This window comes from Ancylobacter lacus (assembly GCF_018390635.1).
GTDB classification, from domain to species: Bacteria; Pseudomonadota; Alphaproteobacteria; order Rhizobiales; family Xanthobacteraceae; genus Ancylobacter; species Ancylobacter lacus.
The window spans coordinates 117,595-132,860 of the sequence record NZ_JAHBGE010000072.1 but is presented as its reverse complement, the minus strand read 5'-3'; the positions used below and the strand labels follow the sequence as shown (position 1 = coordinate 132,860).

The following is a 15,266-nucleotide window of genomic DNA, read 5'->3' as shown; positions in this document are numbered from 1 at the left end:
CGGCCATTCCGGCTCGCGCGGCCCCGTCAGGACCCTCTCTCATGCGCGGCAAGGACGTCCGCCTCGATCAGGTCGCGATCCGCTTCGGTGGCTCCACCGCCGTCCACCCCACCAGCCTCGCCATCGAGGCGGGGGAGTTCTTCTCCATTCTCGGCCCATCCGGCTGCGGCAAGACCACCATCCTGCGCGCCATCTCCGGCTTCATCGAGCCGTCCGAAGGCCGCGTGCTGCTGGGCGGCGAGGACATGGCGGGCAAGGGACCGAATGAACGGCCGACCGCGCTGATCTTCCAGAACCTCGCGCTTTTCCCGCTGATGAGCGTCGCCGAGAATGTGGCCTTCGGGCTGGAGGCGCGCGGCGTCGGCCGGCGCGAGCGCCTCGCCCGGGCCGAGGAACTGCTCGACCTCGTCGCGCTCGGCGGCTTTGGCGGCAAGAAGCCGGCAGACCTCTCCGGCGGCCAGCGCCAGCGCGTGGCCATCGCCCGGGCGCTGGCGGTGGAGCCGTCTGTCCTGCTGCTCGACGAACCGCTCTCCGCGCTCGACCTGAAGCTGCGCCAGCACATGCGCACCGAGCTGCGCGCGATCCAGAAGCGGGTCGGCATCACCTTCATCTACATCACCCACGACCAGGGCGAGGCGCTGGCCATGTCCGACCGGGTCGCGGTGATGAGCCGGGGACGCATCGAACAGGTGGCGGCCGCCGACACCATTTATGCCGATCCCGCGACCCCCTTCGTCTCCACCTTCGTCGGGGAACAGAACGTGCTGCCCGGCACGCTGGTCTCGCTCGCCAAGGACGAGGCGACGGTAGACACGCCGGTCGGCCGGGTGACGGGCCGCGCCAAGGGCGACCTTGCCCCCGGCGCCGCGGTGCTGGTCATGGTCCGCCCCGAGCGCATGGCACTCGACGGGCGACGCGAGAACAGCCTCACCGCCCGGCTGACCGCGCGCCACCTCGAGGGCGCCAGCGTCAATCTCGATTTCGAGGCCAAGGGCCGCCGGTTTCTGGTGGTGATGCCGAACGGTCCGGCCGCCCGCGACATTCCCGACGAGGTGACGCTGAGCTTCGGCCGCACCGACGCGCTCGTCTATGCCGAAGGACCGCTGGCCAATGGGTAGCCTCGCGCGCGCCTATGGCCGCCCGCTGGCGGCGCTGATCGCCGCCATCACGGTGGTCTGGGTTCTTGTCCTCGTTCTGGTGCCGCTCGGCGCCATGATCGAGCAGTCGCTGTGGTGGCGGGAATCGAAGGGCGACACCTCGCTCGCCATCGACCGGCTCTACAACGACATGTCCACCCTGCAGCTCGACCGCAGCAGCGCGACCGACCCGGCGCGGCAGGCCGCGCTCGATGCCCAGATCGCGGAGAAGCAGGCGCAGGCGACGGCGCTGGAGGCCCAGGAGAAGAACCCGCCCAAGGTCTATGGCTTCGACAATTTCACCCGGATCAGCGAACTGCACCTCTACATCTTCGCCCGCACCATCCTCTACGCGCTGATGGTGACGCTGCTGGCGCTGGTGGTGTGCTACCCCGTCGCCTATTCCGTGGCGCTGGCGAGCGGGCCGCGCAAGGCGGTGATCCTCACCGTGGCGCTCATCGTGCCCTACGCCATCAACGAGCTTCTGCGGGTCTATGCCTGGCTGATGATCCTCGACTATCGCGGCGTCATCAACGGCGTGCTCGGCTGGTTCGGTCTGGTCGATCTCGACAATCGCGGCTGGATTCCCTTCCTGGAGAACCCCTCCGCCGTCTTCGTCGCGATGATCTACACCTACGTCCTGTTCATGGTGTTCCCGATGGTGAACACGCTGGAGACGCTCGACCGCAACCAGATCGAGGCGGCGCGCGACCTCGGCGCGTCCTCCTTCCGCATCCACCGGCGGGTCATCATCCCCCACGCCAAGCCGGGCATTGCGGTCGGCTGCATCATGACCTTCATGCTCTCGGCCGGCTCCTATTCGGTGCCGCAGATCATGACGCGGGGCCAGGGCGGAGACTGGTTCAGCCAGCTCGTGTACCGCCAGTTCTACGAGAGCAACAACTGGAACATGGGCTCGGCCTATGCGGTGTCGCTGCTGGTGGTCTGCACGGCCTTCATCCTCATCATGATGCGCCTGTTCGGCGTCGGGCTGAGGGACATCGCAAAATGAGCGCTTCCACCGAGAGCCGTGGCGCACAGCTCGTGCTCAACATCTATGTCGGGCTGTTCTGCCTGTATCTGTTCCTGCCGCTGGCGGTGATGTCGGCGGCGGCGTTCAACGCCTTCGACTACCCCTCCGTCACCCAGTGGCACGGCTTCACGCTGAAATGGTTCGTGGCGCTGGCCCATGACCAGCGCCTGCTGCAGGGGCTCTACAACTCGGTGATGGTCGCGCTCGGGGTCATCGCGGTGTCCATCCCCACGGGGCTGGCCGGCGCGCTCATCCTCACCCGGCTGGGGGAGCGTTCCGGCACCCTGCTCTATTCCGTGCTGGTGTCCCCGGTGCTGACGCCCGGCATCATCCTCGGCATATCGAGCCTCATCTTCTGGCGCGAATTCGGGGTGCCGGGCGGGCTGTTCGTGGCGGTGATGGCGCAGTCGAGCTTCATCGCCTCCTACGCCATGCTGCTGTTCCTCGCCCGTCTGCAGCGGCAGGACCGCACGCTGGAGGAAGCCGCGCTCGATCTCGGCGCCGGGCATTTCCTCGTCTTCCGCCGCATCACCCTGCCCTTCCTCGCCCCCACCGCCTTCACCGCCGCGGTGGTGGCGTTCCTGCAGTCCTTCGAGAACTACAACACCACGGTGTTCGCGGTCGGCGGCGACTGGACGCTGGTGACGGAGATCGCCTCCCGCCTGCGCTTCGGCCTGTCGCCGGTCATCAATGTGGTGGGCGTCATCTTCGTGGCGTTGACCCTGCTCGCCGCCACCGCCTATGTCGTGCTGAAGGGGAAGCCGGCCCGCTGAGCGGACGGCGAGGCCGCCGCGCCGCGTGTCGTGCGGTGCGCCTCCCGGCGGCGGATTGTGGAGGGTGGAACATGCGCCGCATACTGTTCGTCGCCTCGCTGCTCGCCCTTCCATCGGTGGCGGCGCGGGCCGACAGCACCACGATCGGCGCCAGTGTCACGAGCGAGCGGGTTCCCGGCGATTTCACCGCCACCAAGTCGACCGACTGGGAAGTCACCCTCGCCCACACCTTCGACAGCAACCTGATCATCGCGGCCGGCGTGAAATATTACGACACCGCCAACACCACCGATTCCAAGACCAACGTCCAGGCGCTGGTCGGCTACACCCATGACTTCGGCGGGTTCGCCCTCACCGGCATGATCGGGGCGGGCCAGCACTTCATCTCCGCCGACACCGACAGCAGCTTTCCCTACTACGTCGCGACGCTCGCGGCGAATATCCCGGTGACGGACAAGCTGGTCTGGACCGCGGCGCGGTTGCGCTACCGCAATGCCTTCGACACCCGCGACGACTACAACACGCCCGAGATCGCAACCGGCATCAATTACCGCCTCGACGCCCACGGCACGGTGACGCTGTTCGTCACGCGGGACTGGTCGGATGGCGAACCGAACTACAATGGCATCGAACTCGGCTACAAGCACAGCTTCTGACCGGGACCGTTTCACCCGATCGTGAAGGCAGGCGCCGTGACCGCGGCGGGGTGGGCCTCTAGCTTGCCCGGCGCGCAACAGGGATACCCCATGACCAGCATCTCCCGCCGTTTCCTCTTCGGCGCCGCCGCCGCCCTCCCGGCCTATGGCGCCCTGTCCACCGTGCTGCCGGGGGCCGCGAGCGCCGGCCTCTCGCCGATCGGCCAGCAGGTGCCGGGCCTCTACCGCTATAAGGTCGGCACGATGGAGGTCACGGCGGTGAGCGATGGCGCCCGCACCTCCCCGCTGGCAGACGGCTTCGTGAAGAACGCTTCGCTGGCGGAGGTGAATGCGGCGTTGAAGGCAGCCTTCCTCCCGGAGGGACAGATCACCGCCCAGTTCAACCCGTTGCTGATCAACACCGGCGGGAAACTGGTGCTGATCGACACCGGCAACGGCCCGCAGAGCGGCGGGGCGACCGTCGGCCAGCTCATGGCCAACCTCGCCTGGGCCGGGGTGAAGCCGATCGACGTCGACACCGTCATCATCTCCCACTTCCATCCCGATCACATCAACGGCCTGCGTGACGACGAGGGTGCGCTGGCGTTCCCCAATGCCGAAGTGCTGGTGCCGGCGGCGGAGTGGGCCTACTGGATGGACGAGGGCGAGATGAGCCGCGCCCCGGAGGCCCGTCAGGCAGCCTTCAAGAATGTGCGCCGGGTGTTCAAGGATATCGAGACCCGGGTGCAGCGGTTCGACGCCGACAAGGAGATCGCGCCGGGCATCACCTCGGTGGCGACCTATGGCCATACGCCCGGCCACACTTCCTTCGTGCTGGCCTCGGGTAACGACAAGGTCTTCGTCCAGGCCGACGTCACCAACCTGCCGGCGCTGTTCGTCACCCATCCCGAATGGGAAGTGCAGTACGACATGGACCCGGCCAAGGCGATCGAGACCCGCCGCCGCGTCTACGACATGCTCGCCGCCGAGCGCCTGCTGGTGACGGGTTATCACTTCCCCTTCCCCGCCCTCGGCCATGCCGCCAAGGACGGCGAGGGCTACCGCTTCGTGCCGGCGGACTGGAGCCCCGTGCTCTGAGGGCGGCGCGACCGGTTGGCTTCGGAGGCGGGGGCGGCTATGTCTCCCGCCACCCCGCAGCCGCGCGTGCCTGACCTGAGGAGCCATCCATGGCCGACACCCTGCCCGACCGCCTTTCGAGCGACCCCACCAGCCCGTTCTACGATGCCGACCTGCTCGAGAAAGGCGTCGGCATCCGCTTCAAGGGCGTGGAGAAGACGAACGTCGAGGAATACTGCATCAGCGAGGGCTGGATCCGTGTGTCGGTCGGCAAGGCCCGCGACCGCGCCGGCAACCCGATGACGGTGAAGCTCCGCGGCCCGGTCGAGGCCTATCTGCGGGCGCCCGAAGAGCCGTGACCGCCGCTGCGGGACGCCTCACAGCTGCGTCGCCTCGCCGATCCAGCCGAGATAGGCGGCATCTCCGCCCGCGACCGGCAGAATAAGGATGGCGGGCGTCTCATAGGGATGGCGGGCCCGCACCGCCTGCGCCACCGGGCCGGCGAGCGCCGCCGTCGTCTTGAGCAGCATCAGCACCTCTTCGGCGCGCTCGACCTCGCCCTGAACGCGCGACAGCGCGATCAGGCCGGGAAGTATGTTGGCGCAGGCGGCCAGACCATCGGCGACAATAGCGCGGCCTGCCGCTTCGGCATCGAGGGCAGATGGCCACGTCGTGTAGACGACGATTGTGCTATATGCGTTATCCGGCACCGCCATCCATCCTCGTGCATCGGGCCTGCCAGATGAACCATGCCGCCCGCCCCCGCCTCGACGGGCTCGAACCCGGTGAGTCGGCCGCGCCATCCGGCTCCGCCCGGCCAGCATATGGCCGAATCGCCTTCGTCGCGAGCGAGGCGCGCGATGCCGGGGAAGCCCGTGCCCATCTCGCCGCCCGCTATGGCGGCGTCGCGCCGGAAGATGCCGACGTCGTCGTCGCGCTGGGCGGCGACGGCTTCATGCTCCAGACCCTGCATCGCTTCCGCGATACCGGCATCCCGATCTACGGCATGAACCGCGGCTCGGTCGGGTTCCTCATGAACGCCTACCGTCTCGACCACCTGCCGGATCGCATCGCCGAGGCGCAGCGGGTCGACATCCATCCGCTGATGATGGAGGCGACGGATTCGAAGGGCGCGGTCCACCGCGCCCCGGCCATCAATGAGGTGTCGCTCATCCGCCAGTCCTATCAGGCCTCGAAGCTGCGCATCGCCATCGACGGCAAGGTGCGGATGGAGGAGCTGATCTGCGACGGCGTGCTGGTCGCAACGCCGGCGGGGTCCACCGCCTACAATCTCTCGGCGCAGGGCCCGATCCTGCCCATCGGCACGCCGCTGCTGGCGGTGACGCCGATCTCCGCCTTTCGCCCGCGGCGCTGGCGCGGGGCGCTGGTGCCGGACAGGGCGGTGGTGGAAATCGAGGTGCTGGAGGCGGAAAAGCGCCCGGTGAACGCCACCGCCGATCATTTCCAGGTTCTGAGCGTCGTGAAGGTTCGCGCCCGGCTCGATGCCGCCTCGTCCATGACCATGCTATTCGACCCCGACCACTCCATCGACGAGCGCATCCTGCGCGAACAGTTCGACTGCTGAGGTCGGCCGGCGCCCGGCGAGGCCGGTGGCACGGCGCCGGAACGCCGGGCCGTGCCGGCTTATTCCTGAATGTCGCCCGTCGGCTGCTGCGGCAACCCGGCATTGGCTTCCACGGAGAGCTCGATCGCTGTGTTGTTGCCGGCCTGGACCTCGAACTCCTTGCTGTAGGTCTTGCCGTCGTTGCGGGCGATGGCGGTGTAGCCGCCTTCGGCCAGCACGAAGGTGGGCGTGGCGCCGATGGATTCCTTGATGGTGTCGCCGCCCGGCGTCAGCACCGACCACTGGGTGTCGCTCAACGCCTCGCCACCGGCCTTGGCCGCCAGCTTCAGGGTGATCTCGGCGGCGCGGTGATGGATGGTGGCGTCGGTGAGCTTTCCCGGCTGCACGGTGAGGTCGGCCTGAATCACCGCGTTGCCTTCGCCATAGGTCGAGACGACATGGTAGCTGCCGGCGGGCAGCACGACCACGGAGCCGGATTCGGCGTCGCGGAAGTAGGGCCGGGTCGAGGTCTTGCCCTGCAGGAAGCTGCCCTCGAAAATATCGAACGTCACCTTCTGCGCGGGAATGAGCACGTCGTTCACGTCGCCCTGCAGCTTCATGGCGCCGGCTTCGAGGTCGAACTGCTCGCGCCGCGAGCTGGAGCCGACGACGAGGCGGCGCACCGCGCTGGCAAGGCCATAGGAGACGTGAACCACATAGCCGCCGGGCGAGAGAAAGAACACCGGCGAGGGATCGACCGCCTCGGCCACCAGCGGATAGGCGCCGGAGGCTTCCGGCTTGTCGGCGAAGACCCGCCACACCAGCCCGCGCGGAATCAGCGGCTCGTTGGCGCCGAAGCGGGCACTCACCCCGATCGCCGCCTTGCCGGCCGGCGGCTGCGGCAGGACGGTGTGGGGATCGCGCGCCGTGCCCGCCCCCACCGGCGGGGCGGTGCCGGGGGAGAGGATCGGCGCCGGGGCGAATCCGCTCATCGGCGGCACCCGGCTCGCCGAGCCGGGAACGCCGCTGAACGGCATGACCTGAGACATCCCGCCGGACAGCGTGCCGGATTTCACCGTGGCGTTCTGCGCCGAGGCGGCAGCAGGCGCGAGCGCCAGCAGCACGATCAGCCCACGCACGGCGGCGCGCCGTGCGCCGCCTGACGCGGCGCAACGTGCCGGAATGCCGTAGCGGCGCAGCATCGGGAGGGGAAGACGAGGCGACTGCATGATGCGAACTCGTGCCCGCAAACCGGGGCGAATTCAAGTCGTCGCTTTCCGCTGGAACGGCGAAGCGGGCTGCCGCCTTGGAGGGGCGCTGGGGGCGTGCTACCGCGGGAGAGAACGAGGAACGATCCCACCATGACCGACGCTCTGACCCTGCTCGAAACCCGCAAGAGCCCGAAGATCTTCGATCTCGTCGCCCCCGGCCCCTCCCCGGCGGAGATCGACCGCATGCTCGCCATCGCCTCGCGCGTGCCCGACCATGGCAAGCTGGCGCCGTGGCGCTTCATCGTCATTGAGGGCGAGGCGCAGGCGCGCGCCGGCGAAGCCATCGCCTCCGTGTTCGCGCGCGACAATCCCGGGGCCGACGCCGACCGGCTCGCCATCGAACGCACCCGCCTCTCCCGCGCGCCGCTGGTGATCGCCGTGGTGTCGCGGGCAGGTGCCCATGTCAAAATACCGGAATGGGAGCAGCTCATGTCCGGCGCCGCCGCCTGCACCCTGCTGCTGCTGGCGGCGCACGCCATGGGCTACGCCGGCACCTGGCTGACCGAATGGTACGCCTATGATGCGCGGGTGCGCAGCGCCTTCGGGCTCGCCGAGGCGGAACGCTTCGTCGGCTTCGTGCATATCGGCACGCTGGCCCGCGCGCAGGAGGACCGCCCCCGCCCGGCTCTCGCCGACATCGTCACCCGCTTCTGACCGCTGGGAGCCGCCGCATGTTCTACGAGCCTCGTCTCGCCAATCATGGCCTGCCGTTCGGGCCGCTCAAGGCGATCGTCACCCCCCGGCCGATCGGCTGGATCTCGACCCTCGCGCCGGACGGCACCGCGAATCTGGCGCCCTATTCCTTCTTCAACCTGCTGAGCGAATCGCCCGACATCGTCGGCTTCTCCTCCTCGGGCGCGAAGCATTCGATGCGAAATGCCGAGACCAGCGGCGAATTCGTCTGCAACCTCGCGACCCTGCCGCTTCTGGAGCAGGTGAACCTCACCGCCAAGGCCATCCCCGCGAGCGAGAGCGAGTTTGATCTTGCCGGGCTGGAGAAGGCGCCCTCCCGCCTCGTCGCCCCTCCCCGCGTCGCGGCCTCGCCCTGCGCGCTGGAATGCCGCTACATCGAAACCATCCGGCTCAAGGATTCCAACGGAGTCGACTCGAAAAGCTTCCTCGTTCTCGGCGAGATCGTCGGCGTCCACATCGACGACCGCTTCATCGAAGAAGGCCTGCTTCAGGCGGAGCGGCTGCAACCCGTCGCCCGTGGCGGCTATTTCGACTATTCGTGGGTGGACAGGGTGAAGTCCGTGCCGCGGCCATGAGGCCTGGCGGGAGGCGGGGCGGCACCGGCATATTCTTGAATCTACGCAGAGAATTCTGCGCCGTGGCGCCGCTGCAATACCCGGGGAGAGGCCCAGCGGCTAACATTGGCGCAGACCTGATTCCGGAGCCTCACCTTCCCATGCGCCATTCTCGCCGCCGCCTCCTTGCCGGCCTCTGCGTGGCCAGCGTCGCCATCGGCCTGGCGGGATGCCAGTCCACCTCGACGCCGGCCCCCTCGGCCTACCTGCCGACGACGTCGGTGCTGCCGGCCACGCCGATCACCATGTCGTCGCTGGGCTTCATCGCGCCGGACTATGGCCCGATGCAGGACAAGTTCCCCGTCGCCGGCATCGACACCAAGAAGCTCGACCGCAAATATCTCCGTCAGGAGGTGGACTTCGTCACCACCGAGCCGCCGGGAACCGTCGTCGTCGACCCGCAGAACAAGTTCCTCTACTTCGTGCAGCCGGGCGGACGCGCCATTCGCTACGGTGTGGGTGTCGGCAAGGCGGGCTTTGCGTGGTCGGGCGAGGCGACGATCAACTCCAAGCAGGAATGGCCGGACTGGTATCCGCCCAAGGAGATGATCGACCGGCGCCCCGACATCAAGCCGCAGCTCACCCAGCTCCAGAGCGGCATCGGCATGCATGGCGGGCCGGGCAATCCGCTCGGAGCGCGCGCCATGTATCTGTGGCAGGGCGGCAAGGACACGCTGTTCCGCATCCACGGCACCGTGGAGCCCTATTCGATCGGCTCCAACGTGTCGTCCGGCTGCATCCGCATGATCAACCAGGACGCCATCGACCTCTACAACCGGGTTCAGGTCGGCGCGCGGGTCGTGGTGCTCGGCAACGGCACCAAGGTGTCGGACATCGTGAAGCAGCAGAAGCCGCAGCCGAACCAGACCACCCCGCCGAAAGCGGGCTGAACACCTGTCCCGCGACGGTCCGCCGCTTGCGGAACGGGCCGGAAGGGTGCGACGCTGCGGCAGGGGATTGGGGCGCCATGGCCGGCAGGATCATCACCATCGCGCAGCAGAAGGGCGGCTCGGGCAAGACAACCCTCGCCGCCCATCTCGCGGTCGCTTTCGTGCTGGCCGGCGGCGGGCGGGTCGCGCTGCTGGATTGCGATCCGCAGGGCAGCCTCGGCGAGTGGTTCGAAGCCCGGGAAACGTCGCTGGGCGAGGACGCCACCGGGCTGGACTTCCGCACCGCCAGCGGCTGGGGCGCCCGCCGCGAGGCCCGCAGTCTGGCCCGCGACTATGACCTCGTGGTCATCGACACCCCGCCCAAATCCGACATCGAATCCCGCCCCGCCATCGAAGCAGCCAGTCTGGTCGCGGTGCCGGTGCAGCCGACGCCGATCGACCTGTGGGCCACCGCGCCGACGCTGGAGATGATCGCGAAGGAAGGCACCGCTTCGCTGATCGTCATCAACCGAGCGGTATCGCGGGTGGGGCTGACGGAAGAAATGAGCGCCGCCATCCGCGCCCTTGGCCACCCCGCCGCCCAGACCCGGCTCGGCAGCCGCGTCGGTTTTGCCGCGAGCATGGGGGCGGGACGGACGATCCAGGAAACCGACCCCGGCTCCAAGGGCGCGCTGGAGATCGCCGCCCTCGCCGCCGAAATCCGTCAGGCGCTCGGCGGCTGAACCGCGCGCCGCGGCGACTGGGGGTCGGCGCGGCTACAGCACGTCGCTGCGTTCGCGCGCCACCTCGTCGACGCGCCCCTCCGGCAGGACACGGTCCTTGGCCTGCCGGCGTTTGCGCGACTGCATCGTCGCGTAGACCAGCGCCACCAGCCGCAGCAGAATCCCGATGGGATAGACGACTTCCATGCGTTCCTCCCGGTTTTTCACCGGGGTCAACGGGCGAGACGGCTGGAAGTTCGCGCCGCCCGCCGTGGCGACTGGCGCGGTAAAGAACCCCGGTACATCAATGAAAAAGGCGCGGACGGTGCCCGCGCCTTAACATGGACCTCTCGCGCCGCTCAGTCGGCGGCGCGCACCACGTCCGGCGACTGCGCCTCGGCCAAGAGGGCGGCGAGCGCCTCGTCCAGCGTCAGCGTGGTCTGGTTGGGAGAGCCGAGGCGGCGAATGGACACCGTCCGCTCCGCCGCCTCCTTGCGGCCCACCACGATCAGCGCCGGCACCTTGGCCAGCGAATGCTCGCGCACCTTGTAGTTGATCTTTTCGTTGCGCACGTCGAGCTCGACCCGCAGCCCCGCCTTCTTCGCCAGCGCCGCGATCTCGCGGGCGTAGTCGTCGCCCTCCGAGGTGATGGTCGTCACCACCGCCTGCACCGGCGCCAGCCAGAGCGGGAAATGCCCGGCGAAATGCTCGATGAGGATGCCGGTGAACCGCTCCATCGAGCCGCAGATGGCGCGGTGGATCATCACCGGCGTCTTCTTCTGGCCGTCGGCATCGACATAGAAGGCGCCGAACCGCTCCGGCAGGTTGAAATCGACCTGCGTGGTGCCGCACTGCCATTCGCGGCCGATGGCGTCGCGCAGGGTGTATTCGAATTTCGGGCCGTAGAAGGCGCCCTCGCCCGGCAGGATGCCGGTCTTGATGCGGCCGCCGGACTGCGCCTCGATGGTCTTCAGCACCTGCGTCATCACCTCTTCGGCGTGGTCCCACACCGCGTCGGAACCGACCCGCTTCTCCGGGCGGGTGGACAGCTTCACCACGATCTCCTCGAAGCCGAAATCGGCGTAGGTGGAGAGGATGAGATCGTTGATCTTCAGGCACTCCGCCGCCATCTGCTCCTCGGTGCAGAAGATGTGGGCGTCGTCCTGGGTGAAGCCGCGCACCCGCATCAGCCCGTGCAGCGCGCCGGAGGGCTCGTAGCGGTGCACCGCGCCGAATTCGGCGAGGCGCATCGGCAGGTCGCGGTAGCTCTTCAGCCCGTGCTTGAAAATCTGCACATGGCCGGGGCAGTTCATCGGCTTGAGGGCGAAGACCCGTTCATTGTCCTCGTTGGTGCCGGCGGACTGCACCTTGAACATGTTCTCCTTGTACCAGCCCCAGTGGCCGGAGGTCCCCCACAGCGACTTGTCGAGCACCTGCGGGGCGTTGACCTCGTCATAGTCGGCGCGCAGGCGCCGGCGCATATAGGCGACGAGGTTCTGGAACAGGCTCCAGCCCTTCGGGTGCCAGAACACGACGCCCGGCCCCTCCTCCTGGAAGTGGAACAGGTCCATCTCGCGGCCGAGCCGGCGGTGATCGCGCTTCTCGGCCTCCTCCAGCTGGTGGAGATAGGCGTCGAGTTCCTCCTGGGTGCGCCAGGCGGTGCCGTAGATGCGGGTGAGCATCGGGTTGCGGGCATCGCCGCGCCAATAGGCGCCCGCCACCTTCATCAGCTTGAAGGCGGTGCCGACCTTGCCGACGCTCGGCATGTGCGGGCCGCGGCAGAGGTCGAACCACGCGCCCTGCCGGTAGATGCGGATCGACTGGTCCGCCGGGATGGCGTCCACCAGCTCGACCTTGAACGCCTCGCCCTTCTCGGCGAAGACGCGCCTGGCCTCGTCCCGGCTCCACACCTCCTTGGTGAAGGGGGCGTCGCGGGCGATGATCTCGCGCATCTTCTTCTCGATCGCGGCGAAATCCTCGGGCGTGAAGGGCTCGTTGCGGAAGAAGTCGTAATAGAAGCCGTTCTCGATGACGGGGCCGATGGTCACCTGGGTACCCGGCCACAGCGCCTGCACCGCCTCCGCCAGCACATGGGCGGCGTCGTGGCGGATCAGCTCCAGCGCCTCGGGGCTCTCGCGGGTCACCAGCTCGAACCGCGCATCCGCGGTGATGGGATCGGACAGGTCGGCCAGCGTGCCGTCAAGCTTCACCGCCAACGACTTCTTGGCCAGCGACTTGGCGATCGAGGCGGCAACCTCGGCGCCGGTGGTGCCGGGGGCGAAGTCGCGCACAGCGCCATCGGGGAATGTCAGGTGGATCATCAGCGTCTCTCCGGCCCACTCCTGCGAACCGCGCAGGTAGGCATGTTGGTGTCGTCGCGCGGGCGCGGATCCGGCCCGGGATCACCGGCCCTGCGGGCTCGGCCGCGGCCTTCGCGCGTAACGCCACGGCATATACCAGCGGGCATGGCGCGGCAATTCCACCGGCACCGCCTCGAAGCCCGAGCCGCCCCAGGGGTGGCATCGGCAGACCCGGCCCGCCGCCATCCAGCCGCCGGCCCAGGCGCCGTGACGCGACAGCGCCTCTTCGGCGAATTCCGAGCAGGTCGGCAAATAGCGGCACTGCCGGCCCATGAAGGACGACAATGTATAACGGTAGGTCAACACGAGCCCGCGCAGAACATATTCGGGAATGCGGGCAACGTGTTTCACCATGACCATGGGTAAACGTTCCAGCATCTTGTTCCCGCGCCGGAAACGGTGCTGACGACAGCTCCATGACATGCGCGCGTCACGTCCGCCCGGCTAGGTTCGCCACTTCGATTCATGGCCCGGAGGCCCTCATGCGCCGCATCGCCGTTTTGTCCACCCTTCTCGTCCTGCTCATCACGCCCTGCCTGGCGGATGGCGGAAACTACATCACCCGCGAGCAGCTCGACCTCACCAAAATCCTCGCGCCGCCGCCCGCGACCGATTCCGCGACCACGCAGGCGGAAATCGAGCAGTTGCTCGCCATCCAGCAAAGCCGCACCCCCGAGCAGGTCGCCGCCGCGCAGGCCGACGTCGTCGAGAACGTGTTCCGCTTCGCCGAGGTGATGGGGCCGAACTTCACCGCGGAAAAGCTGCCCGTCGTCACGGCCTTCTTTGCGCGTGTCGATGCCGATGAAGGCTTCATCGTCGATCCCGCCAAGGACATGTGGAAGCGCCCGCGTCCGCACCTCGCCGACAGCCGCATCAAGCCGGCGGTGAAGCTGTCGACCAGCGGCGCCTATCCCAGCGGCCATGCCAGCTTCGCCTATCTCACCGCCATCGTGCTCGCCAATATGGTGCCGGAGAAGAGCGCCGCCATCTTCGCCCGCGCCGCCGACTACGCCAACAACCGCATCGTCGGGGGCATCCACTACGCCAGCGACATCCAGGCCGGCCGGATCGCCGGATCGCTGATCGCCGCCCAGGAAATGCGCGACCCGCAGTTCCAGAAGGACTTCGCCGCGGCGAAGACCGAGCTGCGCCACGCGCTCGGCTATGCCGACTGAGCCGCGTCTTCGGGAACCGCTTACCGACCGGCGCATTTAAGCAGGCACGACGCCACGAGCGAGGAGCCTGCCCATGCCGATCCACCGCTTCCCGAGTGCCATCACCCTTGCCGCGATCCTGGTCGCGGCGCTGGGCGGGCATGCCGGGCCGGTCCACGCGACCACGCTGGCGCAAAGCGCGGCGCCGCCCCAGGTCGGTCCCGCTCCGGCCATCACACCGGCGCCGCCGCAGAAGCCCGCCGTCGAAGGGCCCGTCCCGACGGCGCGGCCGGCTGATGCCGCCACCTCCACCCCGGCGCCGGCGCCACCGGAGAAGCCCGCCGCCGCCGAGGCACCCGTGCCGCCCACCGCGGCGGGCACCGAACCGGCGGCCACTGAGCCCGACCCCGACATGCAGAAGGTTGCCGACTGCAAGGTGCAGGCGCTGGCCCGGCTGAAGCAGGCCTCACCCTCCATCGACGACATCTTCATCGATGTCGACGGCCTCACCATCGCCGAGGCGAACTCGAAGCTCGGCGACACCGAGGTCAAGGGGGTCATGATGGGGGAAGCCTATATCCAGCGCGACCGCTCCGACCGCGCCAACCGTTTCCTCTGCCTCACCGGCGCCGACGGCAAGGTGCTGTTCACCTTCTTCACCGAACGCTGACATGGCAGGCGGGGCCGCAGGGGTGGCGAGGCTGCGCCGGTACTCAGCCCGCGGTCGCAGGGCTCGGGGCGGCGGCCTTCGCGGCGGCCCTGGCGTCGATCTGGTCGAGCGCGTCGACCACCGCGTCGAAGGTCAGAAGGGTGGAGGCGTGGCGCGCCTTATAGTCGCGCACCGGCTCCAGCACCGCGAGTTCCGCCCATCGCCCGTCGGGAGGCGCGGCGTTTTCCTTCAGCATCCGGCGCATGCTCTGGCGCACCGTCCGCAGTTCCTCCGCCGTGGAGCCGACCACGAGGCCCGCCATGATGGAGGACGATGCCTGACCGAGCGCGCAGGCCCGCACCTCATGGGCGAAATCGGTGACCACGCCGTCGCGCACCGCAAGGTCGATCGTGACGGTGGAACCGCAAAGCTTTGAATGCGCGGTTGCTGTGGCATCGGGATGCGGAAGACGGCCCAGCCGTGGTATGTCTGCCGCCAGTTCCAGAATCCTGCGATTATAAACGTCGTTGATCATGAGTCCGGTCATCCGCCGAGTAGGGGCAGCGTATAAGCTGCTGTTGCGGCCCTTTGTTGCTCCCCTATATAGGAGTGCAGAGTTGGTGACGGAAGCGGCTCGCTCCCACGGCGGGCGCTGCCCCGGCGCCATCTGGCATGTGCCCTGTTCGGCGGTGGGCTCGGTGAAGACCGGCCATGCC

19 protein-coding genes are annotated in these 15,266 nt (G+C 68.3%); 13 read left to right on the top strand and 6 right to left on the bottom strand.

Annotation, left to right across the window (positions count from 1 at the left end; genetic code table 11):
* Positions 1–41 precede the first annotated feature (41 nt).
* The 6 genes from KHC27_RS17760 to KHC27_RS17735 all read left to right on the top strand — a co-directional run bounded on the left by KHC27_RS17760 (position 42) and on the right by KHC27_RS17735 (position 5,013).
* Entirely contained in the window at positions 42–1,118 is a 1,077-nt protein-coding gene (locus tag KHC27_RS17760) for an ABC transporter ATP-binding protein (protein ID WP_213340726.1), read from the top strand.
* A complete protein-coding gene (locus KHC27_RS17755) occupies positions 1,111–2,148 on the top strand; it encodes an ABC transporter permease (protein ID WP_213340725.1) in 1,038 nt (345 codons plus the stop codon). Before KHC27_RS17760 ends, KHC27_RS17755 begins: the two co-directional genes overlap by 8 nt.
* Entirely contained in the window at positions 2,145–2,942 is a 798-nt protein-coding gene (locus tag KHC27_RS17750) for an ABC transporter permease (RefSeq protein WP_213340724.1), read from the top strand. The genes KHC27_RS17755 and KHC27_RS17750 overlap by 4 nt, the downstream gene beginning before the upstream one ends.
* A gap of 71 nt (positions 2,943–3,013) precedes the next feature.
* Positions 3,014–3,598, top strand: coding sequence for a hypothetical protein (locus tag KHC27_RS17745; RefSeq protein ID WP_213340723.1), 585 nt, complete (start codon positions 3,014–3,016; stop codon positions 3,596–3,598).
* Between the two features lie 90 nt (positions 3,599–3,688).
* Positions 3,689–4,675 (top strand): MBL fold metallo-hydrolase, encoded by a 987-nt coding sequence (locus KHC27_RS17740; protein ID WP_213340722.1) that lies wholly within the window; start codon positions 3,689–3,691, stop codon positions 4,673–4,675.
* A gap of 89 nt (positions 4,676–4,764) precedes the next feature.
* Positions 4,765–5,013, top strand: coding sequence for a DUF3297 family protein (locus tag KHC27_RS17735; protein WP_213340721.1), 249 nt, complete (start codon positions 4,765–4,767; stop codon positions 5,011–5,013).
* An 18-nt stretch (positions 5,014–5,031) separates the two neighbouring features.
* On the opposite strand, the gene cutA is transcribed toward KHC27_RS17735, so the two are convergent.
* The gene (gene cutA, locus KHC27_RS17730; protein WP_246520043.1) at positions 5,032–5,370 is read right to left on the bottom strand and encodes a divalent-cation tolerance protein CutA; all 339 of its coding nucleotides are present in this window, start codon (positions 5,368–5,370) and stop codon (positions 5,032–5,034) included.
* Between the two features lie 26 nt (positions 5,371–5,396).
* On the opposite strand from cutA, the gene KHC27_RS17725 reads away from it, so the two are divergent.
* Positions 5,397–6,239, top strand: a complete 843-nt coding sequence (locus KHC27_RS17725) for an NAD kinase (protein WP_213340720.1) — start codon at positions 5,397–5,399, stop codon at positions 6,237–6,239.
* A gap of 59 nt (positions 6,240–6,298) precedes the next feature.
* Here KHC27_RS17725 and KHC27_RS17720 read toward each other — a convergent pair whose 3' ends face one another.
* The gene (locus KHC27_RS17720; RefSeq protein ID WP_213340719.1) at positions 6,299–7,447 is read right to left on the bottom strand and encodes a hypothetical protein; all 1,149 of its coding nucleotides are present in this window, start codon (positions 7,445–7,447) and stop codon (positions 6,299–6,301) included.
* 132 nt (positions 7,448–7,579) lie between these two features.
* Between KHC27_RS17720 and KHC27_RS17715 the strand changes: the two genes are divergently transcribed.
* The 4 genes from KHC27_RS17715 to parA all read left to right on the top strand — a co-directional run bounded on the left by KHC27_RS17715 (position 7,580) and on the right by parA (position 10,408).
* Positions 7,580–8,143, top strand: coding sequence for a nitroreductase family protein (locus KHC27_RS17715; RefSeq protein WP_213340718.1), 564 nt, complete (start codon positions 7,580–7,582; stop codon positions 8,141–8,143).
* A gap of 17 nt (positions 8,144–8,160) precedes the next feature.
* On the top strand, positions 8,161–8,757 hold the full coding sequence (locus KHC27_RS17710; RefSeq protein ID WP_213340717.1) for a flavin reductase family protein: 597 nt from the start codon (positions 8,161–8,163) through the stop codon (positions 8,755–8,757).
* A gap of 140 nt (positions 8,758–8,897) precedes the next feature.
* Positions 8,898–9,686 (top strand): L,D-transpeptidase, encoded by a 789-nt coding sequence (locus KHC27_RS17705; protein WP_213340716.1) that lies wholly within the window; start codon positions 8,898–8,900, stop codon positions 9,684–9,686.
* Positions 9,687–9,763: 77 nt separating this feature from the next.
* A complete protein-coding gene (gene parA, locus KHC27_RS17700; protein WP_213340715.1) occupies positions 9,764–10,408 on the top strand; it encodes a ParA family partition ATPase in 645 nt (214 codons plus the stop codon).
* 33 nt (positions 10,409–10,441) lie between these two features.
* Here parA and KHC27_RS17695 read toward each other — a convergent pair whose 3' ends face one another.
* The 3 genes from KHC27_RS17695 to yidD form a co-directional block, all read right to left on the bottom strand.
* Positions 10,442–10,594, bottom strand: a complete 153-nt coding sequence (locus KHC27_RS17695) for a hypothetical protein (protein WP_213340714.1) — start codon at positions 10,592–10,594, stop codon at positions 10,442–10,444.
* 152 nt (positions 10,595–10,746) lie between these two features.
* Positions 10,747–12,708, bottom strand: coding sequence for a threonine--tRNA ligase (thrS, locus tag KHC27_RS17690; RefSeq protein WP_213340713.1), 1,962 nt, complete (start codon positions 12,706–12,708; stop codon positions 10,747–10,749).
* Positions 12,709–12,789: 81 nt separating this feature from the next.
* Positions 12,790–13,107, bottom strand: coding sequence for a membrane protein insertion efficiency factor YidD (gene yidD / locus KHC27_RS17685; RefSeq protein ID WP_425514891.1), 318 nt, complete (start codon positions 13,105–13,107; stop codon positions 12,790–12,792).
* 122 nt (positions 13,108–13,229) lie between these two features.
* Here yidD and KHC27_RS17680 point away from each other — a divergent pair, with 122 nt between their 5' ends.
* Positions 13,230–13,922 (top strand): acid phosphatase, encoded by a 693-nt coding sequence (locus KHC27_RS17680; protein ID WP_213340712.1) that lies wholly within the window; start codon positions 13,230–13,232, stop codon positions 13,920–13,922.
* Between the two features lie 73 nt (positions 13,923–13,995).
* Complete coding sequence (locus KHC27_RS21765) at positions 13,996–14,571, top strand: hypothetical protein (RefSeq protein WP_246520042.1); 576 nt, start codon at positions 13,996–13,998, stop codon at positions 14,569–14,571.
* Between the two features lie 43 nt (positions 14,572–14,614).
* Here the strand turns inward: KHC27_RS21765 and KHC27_RS17670 are convergent, their stop codons facing one another.
* A complete protein-coding gene (locus tag KHC27_RS17670; RefSeq protein WP_213340711.1) occupies positions 14,615–15,085 on the bottom strand; it encodes an iron-sulfur cluster assembly scaffold protein in 471 nt (156 codons plus the stop codon).
* Between the last annotated feature and the right edge of the window lie 181 nt (positions 15,086–15,266).

What these genes read in the sequence shown, in the direction of transcription:
- KHC27_RS17760 (WP_213340726.1), top strand. Translation starts at nt 42, where the DNA reads ATGCGCGGCAAGGACGTCCGCCTCGATCAGGTCGCGATCCGCTTCGGT.
- KHC27_RS17755 (WP_213340725.1), top strand. Translation starts at nt 1,111, where the DNA reads ATGGGTAGCCTCGCGCGCGCCTATGGCCGCCCGCTGGCGGCGCTGATC.
- KHC27_RS17750 (WP_213340724.1), top strand. Translation starts at nt 2,145, where the DNA reads ATGAGCGCTTCCACCGAGAGCCGTGGCGCACAGCTCGTGCTCAACATC.
- KHC27_RS17745 (WP_213340723.1), top strand. Translation starts at nt 3,014, where the DNA reads ATGCGCCGCATACTGTTCGTCGCCTCGCTGCTCGCCCTTCCATCGGTG.
- KHC27_RS17740 (WP_213340722.1), top strand. Translation starts at nt 3,689, where the DNA reads ATGACCAGCATCTCCCGCCGTTTCCTCTTCGGCGCCGCCGCCGCCCTC.
- KHC27_RS17735 (WP_213340721.1), top strand. Translation starts at nt 4,765, where the DNA reads ATGGCCGACACCCTGCCCGACCGCCTTTCGAGCGACCCCACCAGCCCG.
- cutA (WP_246520043.1), bottom strand. Translation starts at nt 5,370, where the DNA reads ATGGCGGTGCCGGATAACGCATATAGCACAATCGTCGTCTACACGACG.
- KHC27_RS17725 (WP_213340720.1), top strand. Translation starts at nt 5,397, where the DNA reads ATGAACCATGCCGCCCGCCCCCGCCTCGACGGGCTCGAACCCGGTGAG.
- KHC27_RS17720 (WP_213340719.1), bottom strand. Translation starts at nt 7,447, where the DNA reads ATGCAGTCGCCTCGTCTTCCCCTCCCGATGCTGCGCCGCTACGGCATT.
- KHC27_RS17715 (WP_213340718.1), top strand. Translation starts at nt 7,580, where the DNA reads ATGACCGACGCTCTGACCCTGCTCGAAACCCGCAAGAGCCCGAAGATC.
- KHC27_RS17710 (WP_213340717.1), top strand. Translation starts at nt 8,161, where the DNA reads ATGTTCTACGAGCCTCGTCTCGCCAATCATGGCCTGCCGTTCGGGCCG.
- KHC27_RS17705 (WP_213340716.1), top strand. Translation starts at nt 8,898, where the DNA reads ATGCGCCATTCTCGCCGCCGCCTCCTTGCCGGCCTCTGCGTGGCCAGC.
- parA (WP_213340715.1), top strand. Translation starts at nt 9,764, where the DNA reads ATGGCCGGCAGGATCATCACCATCGCGCAGCAGAAGGGCGGCTCGGGC.
- KHC27_RS17695 (WP_213340714.1), bottom strand. Translation starts at nt 10,594, where the DNA reads ATGGAAGTCGTCTATCCCATCGGGATTCTGCTGCGGCTGGTGGCGCTG.
- thrS (WP_213340713.1), bottom strand. Translation starts at nt 12,708, where the DNA reads ATGATCCACCTGACATTCCCCGATGGCGCTGTGCGCGACTTCGCCCCC.
- yidD (WP_425514891.1), bottom strand. Translation starts at nt 13,107, where the DNA reads ATGGTCATGGTGAAACACGTTGCCCGCATTCCCGAATATGTTCTGCGC.
- KHC27_RS17680 (WP_213340712.1), top strand. Translation starts at nt 13,230, where the DNA reads ATGCGCCGCATCGCCGTTTTGTCCACCCTTCTCGTCCTGCTCATCACG.
- KHC27_RS21765 (WP_246520042.1), top strand. Translation starts at nt 13,996, where the DNA reads ATGCCGATCCACCGCTTCCCGAGTGCCATCACCCTTGCCGCGATCCTG.
- KHC27_RS17670 (WP_213340711.1), bottom strand. Translation starts at nt 15,085, where the DNA reads ATGATCAACGACGTTTATAATCGCAGGATTCTGGAACTGGCGGCAGAC.